Raw genomic sequence first — 19,016 nt, forward strand, 5'->3', positions numbered from 1 at the left:
CGGTGGCCGGATTCTGGGGAGCTAACCGGAAACCGCCCGACCACGGTCACGAACTCCCATATAGTGACGCCCAATTGAGCACCAGGTGTCGCTTCTCGCGCAGGAACCGACCGTGTTACCGAGGCCAGGAACCGACTGAGTTACCGAGTCCAGAACCGACCGAGGACAGCAGACCATGACCGCGCCCAGCCCCCCACGCCCCCCGGGCGACCGCCCCGCGCTCCGCTCAGTCCTGCCCCTGCCCCTGGTCACCGCCGTGTTCGCCGCCGCCGCGGCCGGCGGTTCGGTCGCGCTGGCACCCGAGTCGGTACGGCTCCCCCTGGCGGGTGGCGCGGGCGCCGCCGCCCTGCTGCTCACGCTCGCCGTCGCGGTCGCCGTCCACGCCCGGCAGTCGGCCCGGTCGCTGCGGCACCGCCTCGACGCCGTGTCCCGAGACACCGGGATGCTCCTCCAGGAACGGGCCCGGATGACAGCCGAGTTCGGGCAGGAACGGGCCCGGCTCACCGAGGAGTTCCTCCAGGACCGCGCCCGGATCGCCGCCGACTACGCCCGCGAGCGGACCCGGCTCACCGCCGAACTCGACCAGGAGCGCGGCAGGTTCGCGGACGAGCGCACCCGGCTGGAGACCGAGGCCGAGGAGGAGAGGTCGCGTCTGCTGGACCGCGCCCGGCAGGCCGAGGCCGAGCGCACCGCCGCCCTCGCCGTCACCGCCGGCGTGGCCGGCCGGATGCAGGCCCTCGCCACGGGCACCCTCGCCGACCTGCGCGCCATGGAGGAGCGCCACGCAGACGAGGACGTCCTCGCCGACCTGCTGCACCTCGACCACCGCACCGCCCAGGCGGGCCGTCTCGCCGACTCCGTCGCCGTCCTCGCCGGCGCCCGATCCGGACGACGCTGGGCCAAGCCGATCCCCATGGAGTCCATCCTGCGGGGCGCGATGGGCCGGATCGGCGCCTACCGCCGGGTCCGGCTGCACTCCTCCAGCGAGTCGGCCGTCGCCGGGCACGCCGCCGAGGGCGTGATGCACGCGCTCGCCGAACTCCTCGACAACGCGGCGAACTTCTCACCGCCCACCGCCGAGGTCCATGTCTATGTCGAGGAGGTCCCGGCCGGCGTCATCATCTCCGTCGAGGACTCGGGCCTCGTCATGAGCGACGTCCAGCTGCGCCGCGCCGAGCGCGCCGTCTCCGGCGAGGACACCGACATCACCGGCCTGACCGGCACCCGCCTCGGCCTCGCCGTCGTCGGCCGCCTCGCCCGCAAGCACGGCCTCAAGGTCTCCTTCCGCCCCTCCGCCCGCGGCGGCACGGGCGTCCTGCTGCTCATCCCGCAGGACGCGCTGGCCGGTGCGGTGCCGTCGGCGGGGACGCCCGCGGAGACGGCGGCCCCCGCGGGGGAGCAGGTGCCCGCGTACGCCGGCCGGTCGACGCCGTACGCCGCCGTCCCGGCACCGCACGACCTGGACGGCGAACCGACGCCGACCCACGAGTCCCCGTTCGGCGCCGCCCCCGGCGCCGAGGAGGAGCCGGCGGTCCCGGGCGGCCTCCCCCGGCGCCGCCGCGGCCGGTCCCTCGCCGAGGCCGAGGCCCGCACACGCGCCCAGGCCGCCGACGCCCGCCCGGCCCGCGACTCCCGGCCCGCCGACGACGCCGGCTCCGGCGCCGTCCGCTTCAGCACCTTCCGCCGCGCCGTCCGCGGCACGAGCGGCCTCGACCAGGCCTTCGTCCAGGGCACGGCGGCCGGGGACGAACCGTCCACGGGGGCACCGGGCGCCCCCGGCGCACAGCTCGGCACGGACGAGCCCCTCCCGGACCCCGTGCGGGAGGCCGCCACCGAGCCCATCCGGGAGGCCGTCCAGGAGGCCCGGCCGGCACCCGTCGACGAGGTCCGGCCGCAATCCGTTCCGGCGGCCCTGCCCGCACCGGCATGGGAGGTCCTTCCGGAGCCCGTACGGCAGCCGGGGGGCGAACCCCGGAGGGAGCCGGGGGGCGAACCCGCGGAGGCCGTGCGCGAACCCGTGGCGGACGGCTCGGCGCAGCCGGGGGACGCCGGTGGGCCGCCCGCGCTGGAGCCCGCACGGGAACCCGTCCGGGGCGCCGCCCAGGGCACGGCATGGGCGGCGTACCCCGCGCCGGAACCCGAGTGGGAGCCCACCGCCCCCGTACCGGACCCCGGCTGGGAGCCCGAGCCCGTACGCGGCACGCAGTGGGAGTTCGAACCGGTACGGGACGAGAAGCGGGAGCCCGAGCCGGTCCGGGAGACGCCGCCGTGGCGGCCCGGGATCGCGCGGATCCCGCTGCGGAGTCCCGAGCCGGTCCGGGACACGGCGTGGGAGCCCGAGCCGGTACGGGACACGGCGTGGGAGCCCGAGCCGGTACGGGAGACCGCCTGGGAGCCCGAGCCCGTGCCTGAGACGTCGTCGCGGCCCGAGCCCGCACCGGAACCCGCCTCGGCGCGGGACACGCGGTGGGAGTTCGAGGCGTTGCGGGAGCTCGCGTGGGAGTCCGTGCGGGACACCCGCCCCGAACCGGCCGCCGCCGACGCCCCCTCCGCCGACGCCCCCTCGGCCCACTCCCCTTCGTCCCCGGCGCCGTCGACCCGCCCGCCCTCGTACCCGGCCGCTGACCCGGCATCCGGCGGACCCGGCCCCGCCCCCCACCCGGCGCCGGACCCCCGGCCACGTCCCGACCCGCATCCGTATCCGCATCCCGACCTGGAAGGCGACCCCACCCCATGACCGGCACCGGCACCACCGCCGACGACAGGCTCACCTGGCTCATGGAGGGTTTACTGGAACGCACTCCGGGCGCCCGGCACGCGCTCGTGCTCTCGCGTGACGGGCTGAAGCTGTGCCGTACACCGGAGCTGTCGGTGGACCGGGCCGACCAGCTCGCCGCGATCGCCGCCGGCATGCAGTCGCTGTCCCACGGGGCCTCCGTGGAGTTCGGCGACGGCAGCGGCGGCGTGCGGTCGGCGATGGCGGAGTTCCACGGCGGGGTCCTGTTCATCGTGGAGGCAGGCGAGGGCGCGCATCTGGCCGTCGTCACGGACGAGGAGGCCGACGCGGGGCTCGTCGGACACAACATGAGCGAACTGGTGGAGCAGTTGGGCGAGCACCTGAGCGCCCGGCCGCGCCTCCGGCAGACCGCGCCGGCCTCCACGGCATCGGCCACGGCATCGGCCACGGCATCGGTCTCGGCCCCCACGGCAACCGCTTCCACCGCGACGACGGCGGCCGTCTCGGCTGCTTCGGCTACGGCTCTGGCGCCCCGTACGTCATGAGTCGGCCCGGCAGGGACGACCTGCCCGACCGGCTGTACACCCTCACCGGGGGACGCAGCCGGTCCGCGTCCGGCACCCCTTTCGACCTGGTCACCCTGGTCACGGCCGAGTCGCAGCCGGTGCCGGGGATGCAGTCGGAGCACGTGGCGATCCTCCGGCTGACGGAACGGCCCACTGCGGTCGTGGAGATCGCCGCCGGGCTGGCGCTGCCGGTGAGCATCACGAAGGTGCTGCTGTCCGACCTGCTCGCCGCGGGCCGGGTCAGTGCCCGGCACCCGCACAAGGCCACGCTGATCGATCTGGACATCCTGGAGCAGGTACTAGTTGGACTTCGCAACCTCTGAGAACGGCGGCGACGGCCGGGCACCCGTACCCGTGCCCGTACCCGGCGCCCGCTTCCGCGGTGCCCCCGCCGCCCTCTACCGCGAGCTGCGGCGCGAGCACGGCGAGGTCGTTCCCGTGCTGCTCGACGGGGACGTACCGGCGTGGCTGGTGCTGGGCTATCGCGAGCTGCACCAGGTGACGAGCGACCCGGAACTGTTCAGCAGGGACCCCGGGTTGTGGAACCAGTGGCCGGACATCCCCGCCGACTGGCCGCTGCTGCCCGTGATCAGCCGGGAGCAGCCGTCGATCCTCGGCTCGGTCGGCGAACGGCACCGGCGGCGTGCGGCGCTGCTCGGCGAGGCGCTGGAGGCGGTCGACCCGTTCGCGCTGCGGGGCCACGCCGAAGGGTTCGCGGACGAGCTGCTCGACGCGGTGTGCGGGGCGGGCAGGGCCGACCTCGTGGCGCGGTACGCGGCGCTGCTGCCGGTCCGGGTGCTGGCGTATCTCTTCGGCTTCCCGGAGGAGCAGGGGCCGGACCTGGTCACGGCGTTGACCGACCTCCTCGACGGCCAGGGGCGGGCCCAGGCCGCCGAGGCGGAGGTGACGGCGGCGATGACGCGGCTGGTCGCGGAGCGGCAGCGGTGTCCGGCGGACGACGTGGTGTCCCGTCTGCTGGCGAAGGCCCCCGCGTACGGCTTCTCGGTCGAGGAGGCCACGCACGACGTGATGGTCATGCTGGCCGCCGGCCATCAGCCGACCACCGACTGGATCGGCAACTCCCTGCGGCTGATGCTGACCGACGAGCGGTTCGCCGCCTCCCTGTTCGGGGGCCGCAGCAGCGTGGCGGAGGCCATGAACGAGGTGCTGTGGGAGGACGCCCCCGTCCAGAACGCGGCCGGCCGCTGGACCACCCGCGACACCCGGCTCGGCGGCCGTGCCCTGCACGCCGGCGACCTCGTCCTCCTGGGCCTCCAGGGCGCCAACTCCGACCCCCGCGTCCGCACCCCCGGCTCCGCCCTCACCGGCGGCAACAACGCCCACTTCGCCTTCGGGCACGGCGAGCACCGCTGCCCGTTCCCGGCGCAGGAGATCGCCGAGGTCATCGCGCGGACGGGCATCGAGGTCGTCCTGGACCGGCTGCCCGACCTCGACCTGGCCGTACCGGAGGAGAGCCTCGTCCGGCGGCCCTCGCCCTGGCTGCGGGGGCTGGTGGAGCTGCCGGTGCGGTTCTCGCCGTCGCCCGCGGTCGGCGACCGCTGACCCGTGCCGCGCCGTCGGGTGGCGGGATCGCGGCGCCCGGGCCGGTGAACGGGGTGCCGGTCGCGGGCGTGCGCCGCTTCCGGGCCTGTACGGGCGGCCCGGCCCGGGACCGGACGTGCGCCGCTTCCGGGCCTGTACGGGCGGCCCGGCCCGGTACGTCGGCCCCGGCACGGGCCCCGTCTCACCCGACGGACGACGTTTCGCCCGAGTTTCGCGGAGCCGATAGGCTCGCACCCGTGGCTGATATCCAGATCCCCGCTGACATCAAGCCCGCCGACGGACGTTTCGGCGCTGGCCCCTCCAAGGTGCGGACGGAGGCGCTGGACGCGCTGGCCGCGACCGGCACCTCCCTGCTCGGCACCTCCCACCGCCAGGCCCCGGTGAAGAACCTGGTCGGCCAGGTGCGTGAGGGCATCAGCGAGCTGTTCTCCCTGCCCGAGGGCTACGAGGTGATCCTCGGCAACGGCGGCTCCACCGCGTTCTGGGACATCGCGACGCACGGCCTGATCGAGAACAAGAGCCAGCACCTGACCTTCGGTGAGTTCAGCTCGAAGTTCGCCAAGGCCGCGAAGCTGGCGCCGTGGCTGGCCGAGCCGACCGTCGTCTCCTCCGACCCCGGTACGCACCCGGAGCCGGTCGCCGAGGCGGGTGTCGACGTCTACGCCTTCACCCACAACGAGACCTCCACCGGTGTCGCCGCCCCGATCAAGCGGGTGGCCGGTGCCGACGAGGGCGCCCTCGTCCTGGTGGACGCCACGTCCGGCGCGGGCGGCCTGCCCGTGGACATCACCGAGACGGACGTCTACTACTTCGCCCCGCAGAAGTCCTTCGCCTCCGACGGCGGCCTGTGGATCGGTGTGTTCTCCCCGGCCGCGATCGAGCGCGCCGAGCGGATCCACGCGAGCGGACGGCACGTCCCGGAGTTCTTCTCGCTGCCCACGGCGATCGACAACTCCCGCAAGAACCAGACGTACAACACCCCCGCGCTCGCCACGCTCTTCCTGCTGAACCAGCAGCTGGAGTGGATCAACGGCCAGGGCGGTCTCGCCTGGTCCACGGCCCGCACGAAGGACTCCTCGACCCGTCTGTACGGCTGGGCGGAGGAGTCCAAGTACGCGACGCCGTTCGTCTCGGACCCGGCCAAGCGCTCCCAGGTCATCGGCACGATCGACTTCGCCGACGAGATCGACGCCGCGGCCGTCGCCAAGGCCCTGCGCGCCAACGGCGTCGTCGACACCGAGCCCTACCGCAAGCTCGGCCGCAACCAGCTGCGCGTCGCGATGTTCCCGGCGATCGACCCGGCGGACGTCGAGGCGCTGACGAAGTGCGTCGACTACGTGATCGAGAAGCTCTGACCGGTCGCCCGGAGGCCATGAGTGCTTCCGGGACTCCCGTCGGGGTTCCGTAGTCCCGTACGACGCGCCGAAGGGCGCCCGGTGTGGTCACCGGGCGCCCTTCGTGTCCGTCCTGCGGGGTGTCGTCCTACGGGGCGTCGTCCCCGCCGTGCGGAATCAGCCGCGGAAGCCGAGGATGCCGTGCAGGGCGGCGCCGCCCTTCGCGGCGGTCCCGCCCGACGTGCCCTGCGCGGACTGCGCCGACATCTCCTGCGCGGCCTGCGGCTTCGGGTCGGGCAGCTTCTTGCAGACCGCGTCGACCTTGCCCTTGCCGTTCGGCACCTTGCCGTTGGACAGGTAGGTGGCCAGGTACTTGTCGAGGCAGGAGTTGCCGCTCAGCGAGATGCCGTGGTTGCCGCCACCCTGCTCGACGACCAGGCTGGAGTTCTTGAGCAGCTTGTGCATGGTCAGGCCGCCCTGGTAGGGGGTGGCCGCGTCGTCCGTCGCCTGGAACAGCAGCGCCGGCGGGAGCTTGGAGTTGGCGACGTTCACCGGCTTGAGCGTCTTGGTCGGCCAGAACGCGCACGGCGCATTGTACCAGGCGTTGTTCCAGGCCATGAAGGGCGCCTTCTTGTAGACGGCCCAGTTGTCCTTCTGCCACTTGCTCCAGTCGCGCGGCCAGGACGCGTCACGGCACTGCACGGCGGTGTAGACGCTGTAGCCGTTGTCACCGGAGGCATCGACGGCGGCGAAGTTCTGGTACGCCTCGACCAGCGGGTCGCTGTTCTTGTCCCCCACGTACGCGGCGAACGCCTCGGCGAGGAAGGGCCAGTAGCCGTTGTAGTAGCCGCCGGGGATGAAGGTGTCCTCCAGCTCGGAGGCGCCCACCTTCACCTTGCCGCCCACGGGCTTCTTGGCGAGGTCGGCCCGCATGGCGTACCACTTGGCCTCGATCTTGGCCGGGTCCGTGCCGAGCTTGTAGGTGGAGTTGTGCTTGGCGATCCACTTCATGAGCGCCTTGTGACGCTTGTCGAAGGCGTAGTCCTGGTCGAGGTTGTCCTCGTACCAGACGCCCGTCGGGTCGACGATGGAGTCCAGCACCAGGCGGCGCACGCGCTCGGGGTACTGCTTGGCGTAGACGGCGCCGAGGTAGGTGCCGTACGAGTAGCCGAAGTAGTTGATCTTCTTGGCGCCGAGGGCCTTGCGGATCGAGTCCATGTCCTTCACGGCGTTGGCCGTGTTGATGTGCGGCAGGACGTCCTTGTACTTGGCCGCGCAGGCCGCGGCGAAGGACTGGGCGCGGTCGAGGTTGGCCTTCTCGATCGTGGGCGTGCTGGGCACGGAGTCCGGCCGCACCGGGTTGAAGTGGCCCGGCTTGCAGTTGAGGGCGGGCTTGCTGTCCCCGACCCCGCGCGGGTCGAAGCCGATGACGTCGTACTGGGACGCGACGGACTTGGGCAGGGAGCCGGCGACGAACCCGGCCAGCGACAGACCGCTGCCGCCGGGGCCGCCGGGGTTGACCAGCAGCGGGCCCTGGTACTTCTTCGCGGTGTGCGGCACGCGGGAGAGCGCCAGCGTGATCTTCTTCCCGCTCGGTTTGGCGTAGTCCAGCGGCACCTTGACCGACGCGCACTGCATCGTCGGTGCGCTGTCCGTGGCGCACTTCTTCCAGGAGACCTTCGCTGCGGCGGCCTGCACGGTGTTCACGGACTGCGGCGCGCTGGCGTTGGCGGGGGCGGCTGCGAGCGTCCCGGCCAGTACGACGGTGGCGCCGCTGAACACGGCTGCGCTTCTCTTCATGGAGTTCTCTCTGAACAGTGAGGGGGGTTCCAGGTCCGCGAGGTACGCGGCCCGAGCCGCATGGTTCCCGAAGAGCACGCCGCGCATCGACAGATTCGACCAAGACTTGACTGAATTGAGTCATTGGGCCCCGTCAAATTCCCGACAGACAAGGTCAGTTGACCTCATCCGGGACATCTCCGCACCGGCCGTTCGGCAGGGCGCCCGGCGTGACCGGACGCCCCCCGTCTCATGTCGCCGTGCAGCTCACGCTCGGCACACCCCCGCCCCCGGGCGCGCCCCCGAAGCCGAGGCTCGCCGAAGCGCCCGCGGCCAGGGCTCCGTTGTGGGCCGCGTTCGTGGCGGTGACCGTCGAACCGGTCTGGGTGTACGAGGCGTTCCACATGTTCGTGACCTTCTGGGCGCCGCTCCAGGTCCAGGTGACCTTCCAGGACTTGAGGGCGGTCGTCCCGGTGTTGGTCACCTTCACCTCGGCGTTGAATCCGCCGCCCCAGTCGCTGCCGACGGTGTAGACGGCGGCGCAGGCGGGCGTCCCGCCGCCGGGATCGCCGGGGTCACCGGGGTCGCCCGGATCGCCCGAGCCGCCGCCCGGCGGGAAGCCCGGCGCCTTGATGCTCGTCAGATAGCCGTCCTTCACCGTGTCGACGGTCTGCCAGTCGTCCTTCAGGATGCCGCCGGTGTCACCGGAGTTGGGGTTCCAGGACCAGAACGTCCAGTGGAAGGAGTCGTTGCCGTACGCCGAGGTCGAGCGGAGGTACGTCACCAGCGCGGCCAGCCAGCGCTGGTCGATCGTGGACTGGAGGGTCGTACCGAACTCGCCCACCCAGACGGGGGCGATGTTCTGCTTGAAGATGTAGCCCCAGTACCGGTCCCAGACGCCGGGCATGTTGGCGGGGAAGTCCGGGTCGCCGAACCAGCTCTGCTGGGCCACGCTGGTGGCGTAGTCATGGGCGGAGTAGACGAGCCGGTTCGGCACGTCGAGCCGTACCGGGTGGTCGGCGACGCCCATCAGGTTGCCGCCCCACCAGCCCGAGACGCCGTTGTACGACTGGACGCCCTCGACGAGGACCAGCAGGTCGGGGTTGGCGGAGAGGACCGCGTTGCCGGCGCGTTCGGCGGCGAGCCGCCAGTCCCTGGACGTGTCGCCGCAGCCCCAGCAGGCCGGGTCGTGCGGCTCGTTGTGGAGGTCGATGCCGACGACGGTGGAGTCGCCCTTGTAACGGGTGGCGAGGGCCTTGAGGTTGGCGATCCACGTCGACTCGGGGACCGCGGAGGTGTACCAGAGCGCCGACTGGCCCGCCGCGTCCGGGCGGTGCCGGTCGAGGATGACCTTCAGACCGCTCCGCCCGGCGTGCGCGACCATCCTGTCCAGGACCTGGAGCGAGGTCAGACCGCGCAGATCGGCGTTCTTGCCGTCGGAGAAGTTGAGGCTGTCGGGCATGGTGCCGGGCTTGAGGATGTCGTCGCTGTAGGGGACGCGGAGGGTGTTGTAGCCCAGCGACCCGATCTGGTCGATCATGCTCTTGTAGTCGCGGGACCACAGGCCGTGGGGCACGTGGTTGGCGGTCTCGAAGCCGAACCAGTTGATGCCGGCGATCCGCACCGACTGGTTGTTCGCGTCGAGGATCCGGCGCCCGTCGGTGTGCCAGTAGCCGGCGCCGGCGGCGGCCTCGGCCGCTGCGGCCGGCGGGGCGCCGCCGGCCAACGGGACCACCAGCACGGCGGCGGCCGCGCACAGGGCGCCCAGGGTTCTCCGTAAGCTGCGGAACATGTCGCTGCTGCCTCCTCGGGAGGGGCGGGCCCGGAACGGATGGGAGCGCTCCCATCGCCCGCACCCCCATGGAAGACAGATCGCATGAACACGTCAAGGCGTCCGGCGCACCGTTGTGCGCCGGACGCCTCCCGTGGGACACGTGTGCCGTGGGTCAGCGGCTCAGCTTCTTGAACCTCCGCACCGCCAGGGGCAGGAAGACCAGCGTGAGCACCACCGGCCACACGCCCGCCATCAGCAGCGCGTGCTGCTCGACCCAGGAGTCGCCGCCGCCGACCGGGATGCCGAACAGCTCGCGGGTCGCGGCGGCCGTGGAGGAGATCGGGTTCCAGGCGGCGACCCAGCCCAGCCAGTCGGGCATGAGCTGCGGGGCCACGAGGATGCTGGAGATCATGGTCAGCGGGAAGGCGACCGCGAAGAGGCCGCCGGCCGCCTCCGGGTTGGGTACCAGAAGGCCGAGCCAGACCCCGAGCCAGATCAGCGCGAACCGCAGCCACAGCAGCAGACCGAACGCGGCCAGGAAGCCGGGACCCGGGTCGGGGCGCCAGCCCATCGCGAGGGCCGTCAGCATCATGATGGCCAACTCCGCGCAGGCGACCAGCAGATCGGTCACCCCGCGCCCGGCGGCCACCGCCGACGGCGCCATCGGCATGGACCGGAAGCGGTCGATCACGCCCTTGGTGGAGTCGTACACCACGAGCGTCGCGGTGTTGATGAACCCGAAGACCATCGTCATCACGAACATGCCCGGCATCAGGAAGTCCCGGTAGTTCCCGCCGCCGGGCACCTGCATGGCGCTGCCGAAGACATAGCCGTAGAGGAGGACGGAGAGAATCGGGAAGCCGAGCTGCCAGGCGATGTTGACCGGCTGGCGCCGGTAGTGGGTGAGGCCGCGGCGGACGATATTCCAGACATCGGCGAGCAGCCAGTACGTACGGCCGTGGACGGGGCGGTCGGTGAGGTCCAGGGCGCCGACGGCACCGGGGCCGGTGGTCGGACGGATACCGGGGCTGGTGCCGGTGCTCATGCGGCGACCCCCTTCGGCTGCGACACGGACTTCGAGGCGCCCTGCTCCCCCGGCGGTTCGGTGCGGTGCCCGGTCAGCCGCAGGAACACGTCGTCCAGACTGGGCCTGCGCAGGCCGATGTCCTCGACGGCGACGCCCTCGTCCTGGAGTGTGCGGGCCACCTCGGTCAGGGCGTTCACCCGGTCGGTCACCGGCGCGTGCACGCGCAGTTCGGTCTCGTCCGACTCCGGTTCGCCGTCGGCGACCCGGGCGACGACCTTCGCCGCGCGCGGGATGTCGGCGCGGTCGGCGACGACGACCTCGACCCGGTCGCCGCCCACCGTGCTCTTCAGTCCGTCGGGGGTGTCGTCTGCTATGGCCCGGCCCTGGTCGATGACGGTGACACGGGAGGCCAGCCTGTCGGCCTCCTCCAGGTACTGCGTGGTCAGCAGGACGGTCGTGCCGCCCGCGACCAGCGCCCGTACCGAGTCCCAGACCTCGCCCCGGCTGCGCGGGTCGAGGCCGGTGGTCGGCTCGTCGAGGAAGAGGACGGCCGGGGCGAGGATCATCGAGGCCGCGAGGTCCAGCCGGCGCCGCATACCGCCGCTGTACTCGCCGACGCCCTTGTCGGCGGCGTCGGCGAGGTCGAACCGGTCGAGCAGCTCGGCGGCGCGCAGCTTCGCCCTCCGCCCGCCGAGATGGAAGAGCCGGCCGAACATCTCCAGGTTCTGCCGCCCCGTCAGCACCTCGTCCACCGCCGCGTACTGGCCGGTGAGGCCGATCCGCGCCCGGACCTCACGGGGCTGCCGGGCCACGTCGAGACCGGCGACCGCCGCCCGTCCGCCGTCCAGCCGGACGAGGGTGGACAGGATGCGGACGGCCGTGGTCTTGCCCGCGCCGTTCGGGCCGAGGAGGCCGTGGACCGTGCCCTCGCGGACGGCCAGGTCGAAGCCGTCGAGCGCGCGTTTCCCGCCGTACCGCTTCTCCAGACCCTCGGCCCGCACCGCGTACCCGTCGCCTGTTCCTTCGCTCATGGGTCCCCCTTCGCTAGAACTGAGTACACCGTACCCGAATGCGCGTACGTCGTACTCAGTTTTTTTCGGGGACTTAAACTCGGCACATGACAAGGGGCGAGAGCGGTACGGAGACCAGCGGCAGCGGCGACATCGTCCGTACGCTCGAACTGCTGTGGGACACCGGGCGGCGTCCCAGCCGGGGGCCCAAGCCGGGGCTGACGCTGGAGCGGATCGTCGAGGCGGCGGTCCGGGTCGCGGACGCGGAGGGGCTGGAGGCCGTGTCGATGCGGCGGGTCGCCACGGAGCTGGGGACCGGCACGATGTCGCTGTACCGCTATGTCCCCGGCAAGGCCGAACTGCTCGACCTGATGCTGGACCGGGTGCAGCGGCCCTCCGACGACCCGGCGAGTCCCGGTGACGGCGGATGGCGGTCCACGCTGGAGGCGGTGGGCCGTGCGACGCTCGCGCTCTACCGCCGCCACCCCTGGCTGCTCCAGGTCAACCAGACCCGGCCGATCCTCGGACCCAGCACGCTCGACGGCATGGAGAACGTCCTCGCCCGGATCAAGTCCATGGGACTGACCGATCCCGAGCTGGTCTCCGCGGTCATCGCGATCGACGGCTATGTGGTCGGAGCGGCCCGCACCCAGCTTTACGAGGCGGAGGTGGAGCGGCGGACGGGGCTCACCGACGCGGAGTTCTGGGCGGCGCAGGTCCCGGTACTGGAGAAGGTCATGGCGTCCGGGCGGTATCCGATGCTGGCCGGGCTGTCCGAGAACGCGTTCGGCCGGGACTTCGACCACTTCGAGTTCGGGCTCCAACGCCTCCTGGACGGCCTGGAGGTACTGGTGACCCGGCGGCGCGGCGAGGGCAGCGCCACCGGAGCCGGGGAGGAGGGCGGAAGCACCGCCGGGGCCGGGGACGAGGGCGCGAGCACACCCGGAGCCGGGGCCGCGAGCGGGACGGCCCCCGAAGCCGGAGACGAGAGCCGGGCCCTCCCCGAAGCCGGAAGCAAGACCGCGAGCACCTCCGAAGCCGGAAACAAGACCGCGAGCGTCCCCGAAGCCGGAAACAAGACCGCGAGCGTCCCCGAAGCCTGAGACGAGAGCGGGACCACCCCCGAAGGCGGTGACGGGGCTCGTCGAGTCAGTGCGGGGCGAGGACGCAGAACTCGTGGCCCTCCGGGTCGGCGAGGACCGTCCACGGCACATCGCCCTGGCCGACGTCGAGGTCGGTGGCGCCGAGGGCCCGCAACCGGTCCACCTCCGCCGCCTTGTCGTCACCGGCGTACGGCAGCAGGTCGAGATGGACGCGGTCCGGCGCGGTCTTCACGCCGGGCGTGCGCAGGAACTCAAGGTACGGGCCGACGCCCTGCGCGGAGCGCAGCACCGCATGGTCGTCGGTCACCTCGTGCAGGGCCCAGTCGATCGCCTCGCCCCAGAACCGGGCCATGGCCGGCGGGTCGGCGCAGTCGACCACCACCGCGGCGATCGGCCCGGTGTCCCGGTAGACCTCCCGGGGTTCCAGCACACAGAACTCGTTGCCCTCCGGGTCGGCGAGGACCGTCCACGGCACATCGCCCTGGCCCACATCGGCGGGCGTCGCACCGAGGGCCCGCAGACGGGCGACCAACTCCGCCTGCCGGGCGGCCGAGGTGGTGGCGATGTCGAGGTGCACCCGGTTCTTCGCCGACGTCCCGGGCTCCGGCACGGGGACGACATCGACCCCGACGGCGACCGGATGCGGCCAGACGAGACCGCCGGCCGGTCCGACGTAGGTGGCCGCACCACCGGGGCTGTAGGCCGTCCACCCGAGCGCCTCCGCCCAGAACCGGCCGACCGCCGAGGCGTCGACGGCCTTGACGATCACATGTACGGGTCGCAGCGCCATGCCGCCGATCCTACGAGCCGGTGACGGACACCCCGTCAGGACCGGCGGCGCCGGACGCGCTTGAAGCCCCACAGGACGACGACGGCCCCGGCGACGGCGATCGCGCCGGCCTTGAGGCCCGAGCCGGTGCCCTCGCCGTCCTGCGCGGTGGCCGAGCCGCCCTCGTCGGAGGAGGACGAGCCGGAGCCGCCGTTGCCCGCGCCGTCGCCGGGGGCGTCGCGGGCGACGACCGCGCTGCCCTCGCCCTCACTGCCGTACATGATCTTCGAGCCGTCGGTGGTGTACGTGAGGGACTCCCCCTGCCGTTGCAGGGGCACGCTCAGCCGGTCGGCCTTCTTGATCTTGCCGCCGTTCCAGTCGTAGAGGATCGCGCCGAAGTACGAGCGCAGCGCGAGGTGCTTCCCGTCGGGCGAGAACGCCCCGTCGGTGACCTCGAGGTCGGGCACGGAGGCGACCTTCTCGAAGACGTTCGTGCCGGACGCGGAGAGTTCGGCCGGGCCCTCGTACAGCGCACCCCCGGCCTCGTTCTTGTCGGCGATGAAGACCCGCCCGGTCTTCGGGTGCACCATCAGCGCCTCGGCGTCCCGCGCGCCGTCCTCGTACTTCACGACGTACTGCGTGGCCCTGAGCGTCTGGTCCTTCAGCCGCTTCGGCTCGGGCAGCTCGTAGACCCACACGTACTGCCAGGTGCCGCCGAGGTTGTCGCCGATGTCGCCGACGTAGAGGTGGTTGTCCGGGCCGACGGAGATCGCCTCGACGTCCCGCGGTGTGCCGACGCCGGTCAGGGTCACGGTGGCGACGGTCTCCCCCGTGCTGCCGTCCACGGCGTACAGGAAGGCCCCGTCGTCGCTGTCGTTGTGGGTCCAGTAGACCCCGGGGTGCTGACGCGAGGCCGCGAGACCGCTGGACTCCGTGATCCTCGTGTCCTTCATCGTGAAGTTGCCGTCGTCGGCGGCCGCGGGCACGGCCGGCACGGCGGCGAGCAGAGCGCCGGCGAGCACGGCGAGACCGGCGAGGAGGGGGCGGCGGGGTGGTCGGCGCATGCCCCCCACCCTGCCATGTCGCTCCGCCGGGCGGGGGTGGGGAGCGCCGTGGGGGTGGGGTGTGGGGCGGGGTGACGGCCGGGTGGGGCGGGGTGCGCCGTGGGGGTGGGCGTACCGGGCCGGGTGCGGGCCACGGTGCGGCCGATCGCGCCGTCCCCGCGCCCCTGGAGGGGCCGGACGTGGTGATGCTCACAGGGGTACCCGACCCGGTCCCTCCTACCGATGGGTAGCGATCGTTCATGATGAGCCCATGCTCAGGTTCATGCCCGTAGGCGACTCCATGACGATCGGGAGCGCGGGCGAACACACGTGGCGCTACCGGCTCTGGCAGCACCTGTGCGCCTCGCACGACGGCCCCTTCCGGATCGTCGGCCCGCGCGAGACGCTCTACGACAAGGCGACGGACGCCCCCACCTCGTACGAGTACGCCGACGGCGACCCCCTCTTCCCCCGCGCCCACCTCGCCGGGTGGGGCGAGGGCTGGATGCACATGGCCCCGCTGATCGCCGACGCGGTCCGCGCCCACCGCGCCAACGTCCTCCTCGTCTCCCTCGGCCTGATCGACCTGGGCTTCTACACGGACGCCGAGCAGACCATCGAGAACACCCGCCGCTTCATCGGCGCCGCCCGCGAGGCCGACCCGCGGATCCGCATGGTCCTCCTGCCGGTCATCCCGAACGTCCGCGCCGAGGACGACGCCGGCTTCGCCGCGCAGGTCGCCCGCTTCAACGAACTCCTCGCCAAGACGGCCGCCGACCTCGACGAGCCCCGCTCCCCGCTGCTCCTCGCGTCCCCGCCCCCGGCGTACGACATCCACCTCGACACCTACGACGGCACCCACCCCAACGCCTCCGGCGAGCACCGCATCGCGGCGGCCTTCGCGGGCGCGATGCACGAGGCGTGGGGGCTGGGCGGACCGTACGAGCTGCCGTAGCCGCGAGCGAGACCACGGGACCAGCCGTGCACGCACGTGTCCTGGTCACCGTGCGTATCGTTGCACTGCGCGGCTGTTCGCTACCCGGCGGCAGCCGGGTAGAGCGCCACGATGACCGTCCTTGACGACAGGATCGAGATGGCCGAGCACAACGGCGAACTCACGCTCGACACCATGTTCGAGTGGCTTGAGCAGATGCCCGTCCCCGAGGGATTCAAGGTCGAGATCGTCGAGGGGGCCATCTTCATGTCGCCGCAGCGGGACACGCACTGGGAGATCATCCTGGACATCATCGAACAGCTGCGTACCGCGTACCCCCGCACGCGTCTGAAGTCCGACGTCCGTATCGACTATCCGGGCCATCTCAACGGGTTCTCCACCGACGTGACCCTGGTGTCCGGCGATGCCGTCAAGGACTCCAAGGGCCTGTGGAGCTGCGAGGACGTCGAGTTCGTCGTCGAGGTCATCTCCAAGGGAACCGCGGCCAATGACTACGGCCCCAAGAAGACCGCCTACGCGACCGCTGAGGTCCCCGTCTACCTGATCGCGGACCCGTACCAGGGCAGGTGCCACCTGTACCGGCATCCCAAGCAGGGTGAGTACGTGATCGAGACGATCATCCCGTTCGGCTACGAACTGGACCTCACCGACACCGTCGTCGGCCTCACTCTCAGACCGACGAGTTCCCCCGCGACTGAGCCGGGGCCCGGCGCCGCCAAGAGGACGCCAAGCCATGGCCAAGACCCGTTCACGGGCCGGGGGTGGGCTTGCCCGGGCCGCCCCCGCTCGCTTGGATGGCGCGGTCGGCGTGAGCACGGGCTGCGTCGCGTACGGCGACGGGAGGCGGGCCCGGGATGGGGGCGGGGGCGGCCGGACAGCGCCTGGGCCGGGAGTTCCGGTGGCTGTGGGCGGCGTACGCGGTCAGCACCTGCGGTACACGGCTCGCCTTCGACGCGCTCCCCCTGATCGCGGTCCTGGTCCTGGACGTCGGCCCGGCGCAGGTCTCGGCCCTCGCGGCCACCGGCCTGGCCGTGGGCGCGGTGGTGGCGGTGCCGCTCGGCCCCTGGGTGGAGTTCCGCCGCAAGCGCCCGGTGATGATCGCCACGGACCTGCTCCGCGCCGGCGCCCTCCTGACCGTCCCCGCGGCCTACGCCCTCGACCTGCTGACCTTCCCGCAGCTCCTGCTGGTCTCGGTCGTCGTCGCCGCGGCCGACATCACCTTCGGCGCGGCGAGCGGCGCCTTCCTGAAGTCCCTGGTCCCCCCGGAGCACCTCCTCGCCGCGAACGGCCGCTTCGAGGCCACCAACTGGACGGCGACCATGCTCGGTCCCCCGCTGGGCGGCGCCGCGCTCGGCCTGTTCGGCCCGGTGGTCACCCTCGTCACCGACGCGATCAGCTATCTGCTCTCCGCGACGGCCCTCCGGGCGATCGGCGACACCGAGCACCCCGCCGCGCGCACCCGGAAACACCCCGCGCGCCCCGAGGAGACCCCTTCCGGCGGAACACCCGCCGAGGCGCCGGCGCCCCGGCTCCGCGCCCGAGACCTGCTCGACGGCTGGCGGTACATCCTCGCCGGCCCGGCACTGCGCCCCCTGTTCCTCAACACGATCCTGGTCAACGGCCTGATCATGGCGACCGCCCCGCCGCTGCTGGTCCTGATGGTCGGCGAGCTGGGCTTCGCGCCCTGGCAGTACGGGCTGGCCTTCGCCCTGCCCTGCCTGGGCGGGCTGATCGGCTCCCGGCTCGCCCGGCGGCTGGTCGCCCGCCACGGACAGCGCCGGGTCCTGCTGGCGACGGGCGCCCTGCGGGCGTGCTGGCCGGTGGGGCTGGCGTTCGTCCACCCGGGTGTCACCGGGCTCGTCCTGGTGATGGCCGTGGAACTGGGCCTGATCACCTGCATGGGCGTCTTCAACCCGGTGATGGCCACGTACCGCCTCGACGAGACCCCGCCGGACCGGGTCGCCCGCACCCTGTCGGCGTGGTCGGTGACCAGCAAGCTCACCATCGCCGCGCTGACCGCCCTGTGGGGCCTGCTGGCCGCCGTCACCGACGCCCGCACGGCGATCGCCGCGGCCGGCGCCCTCATGCTCGCCACCCCGCTGCTCCTCCCCCGGCACCGGCCCGCGGGGCGGCAGGGCGGCCGGGCCCGCCCGACGGCCGCCCGGGGTCCCCTTGCCTAGAGCGCACTCCACCGCCTTGGCTGGGCAACCATGGAGTACACACAGCTCGGACGCACAGGACTCAAGGTCAGCCGGCTGGTGCTCGGCACCATGAACTTCGGGCCGCAGACCGACGAGGCGGCCAGCCACGCGATCATGGACGCGGCGCTGGACGCGGGGATCAACTTTTTCGACACGGCAAATGTGTACGGCTGGGGCGAGAACAAGGGCCGCACGGAACGGATCATCGGCGACTGGTTCGCGCGCGGCGGGGACCGCCGCGACAAGGTCGTCCTCGCCACCAAGGTGTACGGCAACATGGCGGCGGACGGTGTCGCCTGGCCCAACCACGACAAGCTGTCCGCGCTGAACATCCGGCGGGCGGTCGACGCGAGCCTGCAGCGGCTGCGGACGGACCACATCGACGTCTACCAGTTCCACCACGTCGACCGGGCCACCCCCTTCGAGGAGATCTGGCAGGCGGTCGACGTCCTGGTCCAGCAGGGCAAGATCCTCTACGCCGGGTCGTCCAACTTCCCCGGCTACAAGATCGCCCAGGCCAACGAGATCGCCGCCCGGCGGTCGGGGACCATCGGCCTGGTCAGCGAGCAGTGCCTCTACAACCTCGCCGAACGCCGTGCCGAGATGGAGGTCATCCCGGCCGCCCAGGAGTACGGGCTCGGAGTGATCCCCTGGTCGCCGCTGCACGGCGGTCTGCTCGGCGGTGTCCTCAAGAAGGAGGCCGAGGGCGGCCGACGGGCCTCCGGCCGCGCCGCCGACACCCTCGCCGACCCGGCCGCGCGCGGGCGGATCCAGGCGTACGAGGACCTCCTCGACAAGCACGGCATCGAGCCGGGCGAGGCCGCGCTGGCCTGGCTGCTGACGCGTCCCGGTGTCACCGGGCCGATCGTGGGGCCGCGTACGGCCGAGCAGCTGGAGTCCGCGATCCGGGCGTCCGAGCTGGAGCTGGGCGAGGAACTGCTCGCCTCCCTGGACGAGATCTTCCCGGGCCCGGGCCCGTCCCCGGAGGCCTTCGCCTGGTAACCGCCGGGCCACCCCCGAGGGACGCGGGGGAACCACGCGACCGGCCCGCACGGGCCACGGTCACCACGACGGTCCGTGGTTCCCCGGTCCCTGCGGTTGCCCGGCGCCCGGTTCCCCGGCGCCCGGTTCTCCGTCAGCGCCCGAACGCCGCCG

General features: G+C 72.6%; 14 protein-coding genes and 2 pseudogenes. 10 read left to right on the forward strand and 6 right to left on the reverse strand.

Features of this window, described 5'->3' with window-relative positions; translation table 11 throughout:
* Nucleotides 1-175: 175 nt before the first annotated feature.
* The 5 genes and pseudogenes from AC067N_RS12960 to serC all read left to right on the forward strand — a co-directional run bounded on the left by AC067N_RS12960 (nucleotide 176) and on the right by serC (nucleotide 6,221).
* Complete coding sequence (locus tag AC067N_RS12960; protein ID WP_478678938.1) at nucleotides 176-2,737, forward strand: sensor histidine kinase; 2,562 nt, start codon at nucleotides 176-178, stop codon at nucleotides 2,735-2,737.
* Nucleotides 2,734-3,135: pseudogene (locus tag AC067N_RS12965) on the forward strand (roadblock/LC7 domain-containing protein); the annotation flags it as partial. The gene AC067N_RS12960 and the pseudogene AC067N_RS12965, both read left to right, overlap by 4 nt.
* A gap of 143 nt (nucleotides 3,136-3,278) precedes the next feature.
* The gene (locus AC067N_RS12970) at nucleotides 3,279-3,626 is read left to right on the forward strand and encodes a DUF742 domain-containing protein (protein ID WP_478678939.1); all 348 of its coding nucleotides are present in this window, start codon (nucleotides 3,279-3,281) and stop codon (nucleotides 3,624-3,626) included.
* On the forward strand, nucleotides 3,607-4,866 hold the full coding sequence (locus AC067N_RS12975; protein WP_478678940.1) for a cytochrome P450: 1,260 nt from the start codon (nucleotides 3,607-3,609) through the stop codon (nucleotides 4,864-4,866). Before AC067N_RS12970 ends, AC067N_RS12975 begins: the two co-directional genes overlap by 20 nt.
* Nucleotides 4,867-5,102: 236 nt before the next feature.
* Nucleotides 5,103-6,221: a phosphoserine transaminase gene (gene serC / locus AC067N_RS12980; RefSeq protein ID WP_478678941.1), complete on the forward strand. Its 1,119-nt coding sequence runs from the start codon at nucleotides 5,103-5,105 to the stop codon at nucleotides 6,219-6,221.
* 156 nt (nucleotides 6,222-6,377) lie between these two features.
* Here serC and AC067N_RS12985 read toward each other — a convergent pair whose 3' ends face one another.
* The 4 genes from AC067N_RS12985 to AC067N_RS13000 all read right to left on the reverse strand — a co-directional run bounded on the left by AC067N_RS12985 (nucleotide 6,378) and on the right by AC067N_RS13000 (nucleotide 11,811).
* On the reverse strand, nucleotides 6,378-8,000 hold the full coding sequence (locus tag AC067N_RS12985) for an alpha/beta hydrolase (protein WP_478678942.1): 1,623 nt from the start codon (nucleotides 7,998-8,000) through the stop codon (nucleotides 6,378-6,380).
* Between the two features lie 229 nt (nucleotides 8,001-8,229).
* Nucleotides 8,230-9,771, reverse strand: coding sequence for a cellulase family glycosylhydrolase (locus AC067N_RS12990; RefSeq protein WP_478678943.1), 1,542 nt, complete (start codon nucleotides 9,769-9,771; stop codon nucleotides 8,230-8,232).
* Nucleotides 9,772-9,925: 154 nt separating this feature from the next.
* The gene (locus tag AC067N_RS12995; protein WP_478678944.1) at nucleotides 9,926-10,798 is read right to left on the reverse strand and encodes an ABC transporter permease; all 873 of its coding nucleotides are present in this window, start codon (nucleotides 10,796-10,798) and stop codon (nucleotides 9,926-9,928) included.
* A complete protein-coding gene (locus tag AC067N_RS13000) occupies nucleotides 10,795-11,811 on the reverse strand; it encodes an ATP-binding cassette domain-containing protein (protein WP_478678945.1) in 1,017 nt (338 codons plus the stop codon). The genes AC067N_RS12995 and AC067N_RS13000 overlap by 4 nt, the downstream gene beginning before the upstream one ends.
* A gap of 86 nt (nucleotides 11,812-11,897) precedes the next feature.
* Here AC067N_RS13000 and AC067N_RS13005 point away from each other — a divergent pair.
* A pseudogene (locus tag AC067N_RS13005) lies at nucleotides 11,898-12,683 on the forward strand (TetR/AcrR family transcriptional regulator); the annotation flags it as partial.
* Nucleotides 12,684-12,939: 256 nt separating this feature from the next.
* On the opposite strand, the gene AC067N_RS13010 reads toward AC067N_RS13005, so the two are convergent.
* Complete coding sequence (locus AC067N_RS13010; protein WP_478678946.1) at nucleotides 12,940-13,683, reverse strand: VOC family protein; 744 nt, start codon at nucleotides 13,681-13,683, stop codon at nucleotides 12,940-12,942.
* A 35-nt stretch (nucleotides 13,684-13,718) separates the two neighbouring features.
* On the reverse strand, nucleotides 13,719-14,726 hold the full coding sequence (locus tag AC067N_RS13015) for a WD40 repeat domain-containing protein (protein ID WP_478678947.1): 1,008 nt from the start codon (nucleotides 14,724-14,726) through the stop codon (nucleotides 13,719-13,721).
* A 250-nt stretch (nucleotides 14,727-14,976) separates the two neighbouring features.
* On the opposite strand from AC067N_RS13015, the gene AC067N_RS13020 reads away from it, so the two are divergent.
* The 4 genes from AC067N_RS13020 (at nucleotide 14,977) to AC067N_RS13035 (ending at nucleotide 18,863) form a co-directional block, all read left to right on the forward strand.
* Complete coding sequence (locus tag AC067N_RS13020) at nucleotides 14,977-15,660, forward strand: SGNH/GDSL hydrolase family protein (protein WP_478678948.1); 684 nt, start codon at nucleotides 14,977-14,979, stop codon at nucleotides 15,658-15,660.
* A 111-nt stretch (nucleotides 15,661-15,771) separates the two neighbouring features.
* A complete protein-coding gene (locus AC067N_RS13025) occupies nucleotides 15,772-16,626 on the forward strand; it encodes a Uma2 family endonuclease (RefSeq protein WP_478678949.1) in 855 nt (284 codons plus the stop codon).
* Complete coding sequence (locus AC067N_RS13030; RefSeq protein WP_478678950.1) at nucleotides 16,515-17,840, forward strand: MFS transporter; 1,326 nt, start codon at nucleotides 16,515-16,517, stop codon at nucleotides 17,838-17,840. The genes AC067N_RS13025 and AC067N_RS13030 overlap by 112 nt, the downstream gene beginning before the upstream one ends.
* 30 nt (nucleotides 17,841-17,870) lie before the next feature.
* Nucleotides 17,871-18,863, forward strand: a complete 993-nt coding sequence (locus AC067N_RS13035) for an aldo/keto reductase (RefSeq protein ID WP_478678951.1) — start codon at nucleotides 17,871-17,873, stop codon at nucleotides 18,861-18,863.
* Nucleotides 18,864-19,016 lie beyond the last annotated feature (153 nt).

Source organism: Streptomyces sp. NPDC042364, assembly GCF_056437585.1.

What these genes read in the sequence shown, in the direction of transcription:
- AC067N_RS13015 (WP_478678947.1), bottom strand. Translation starts at nt 14,726, where the DNA reads ATGCGCCGACCACCCCGCCGCCCCCTCCTCGCCGGTCTCGCCGTGCTC.
- AC067N_RS13010 (WP_478678946.1), bottom strand. Translation starts at nt 13,683, where the DNA reads ATGGCGCTGCGACCCGTACATGTGATCGTCAAGGCCGTCGACGCCTCG.
- AC067N_RS13025 (WP_478678949.1), top strand. Translation starts at nt 15,772, where the DNA reads ATGACCGTCCTTGACGACAGGATCGAGATGGCCGAGCACAACGGCGAA.
- AC067N_RS13030 (WP_478678950.1), top strand. Translation starts at nt 16,515, where the DNA reads ATGGGGGCGGGGGCGGCCGGACAGCGCCTGGGCCGGGAGTTCCGGTGG.
- AC067N_RS12960 (WP_478678938.1), top strand. Translation starts at nt 176, where the DNA reads ATGACCGCGCCCAGCCCCCCACGCCCCCCGGGCGACCGCCCCGCGCTC.
- AC067N_RS12995 (WP_478678944.1), bottom strand. Translation starts at nt 10,798, where the DNA reads ATGAGCACCGGCACCAGCCCCGGTATCCGTCCGACCACCGGCCCCGGT.
- AC067N_RS12990 (WP_478678943.1), bottom strand. Translation starts at nt 9,771, where the DNA reads ATGTTCCGCAGCTTACGGAGAACCCTGGGCGCCCTGTGCGCGGCCGCC.
- AC067N_RS12970 (WP_478678939.1), top strand. Translation starts at nt 3,279, where the DNA reads ATGAGTCGGCCCGGCAGGGACGACCTGCCCGACCGGCTGTACACCCTC.
- AC067N_RS13035 (WP_478678951.1), top strand. Translation starts at nt 17,871, where the DNA reads ATGGAGTACACACAGCTCGGACGCACAGGACTCAAGGTCAGCCGGCTG.
- AC067N_RS12985 (WP_478678942.1), bottom strand. Translation starts at nt 8,000, where the DNA reads ATGAAGAGAAGCGCAGCCGTGTTCAGCGGCGCCACCGTCGTACTGGCC.
- AC067N_RS13020 (WP_478678948.1), top strand. Translation starts at nt 14,977, where the DNA reads ATGCTCAGGTTCATGCCCGTAGGCGACTCCATGACGATCGGGAGCGCG.
- AC067N_RS13000 (WP_478678945.1), bottom strand. Translation starts at nt 11,811, where the DNA reads ATGAGCGAAGGAACAGGCGACGGGTACGCGGTGCGGGCCGAGGGTCTG.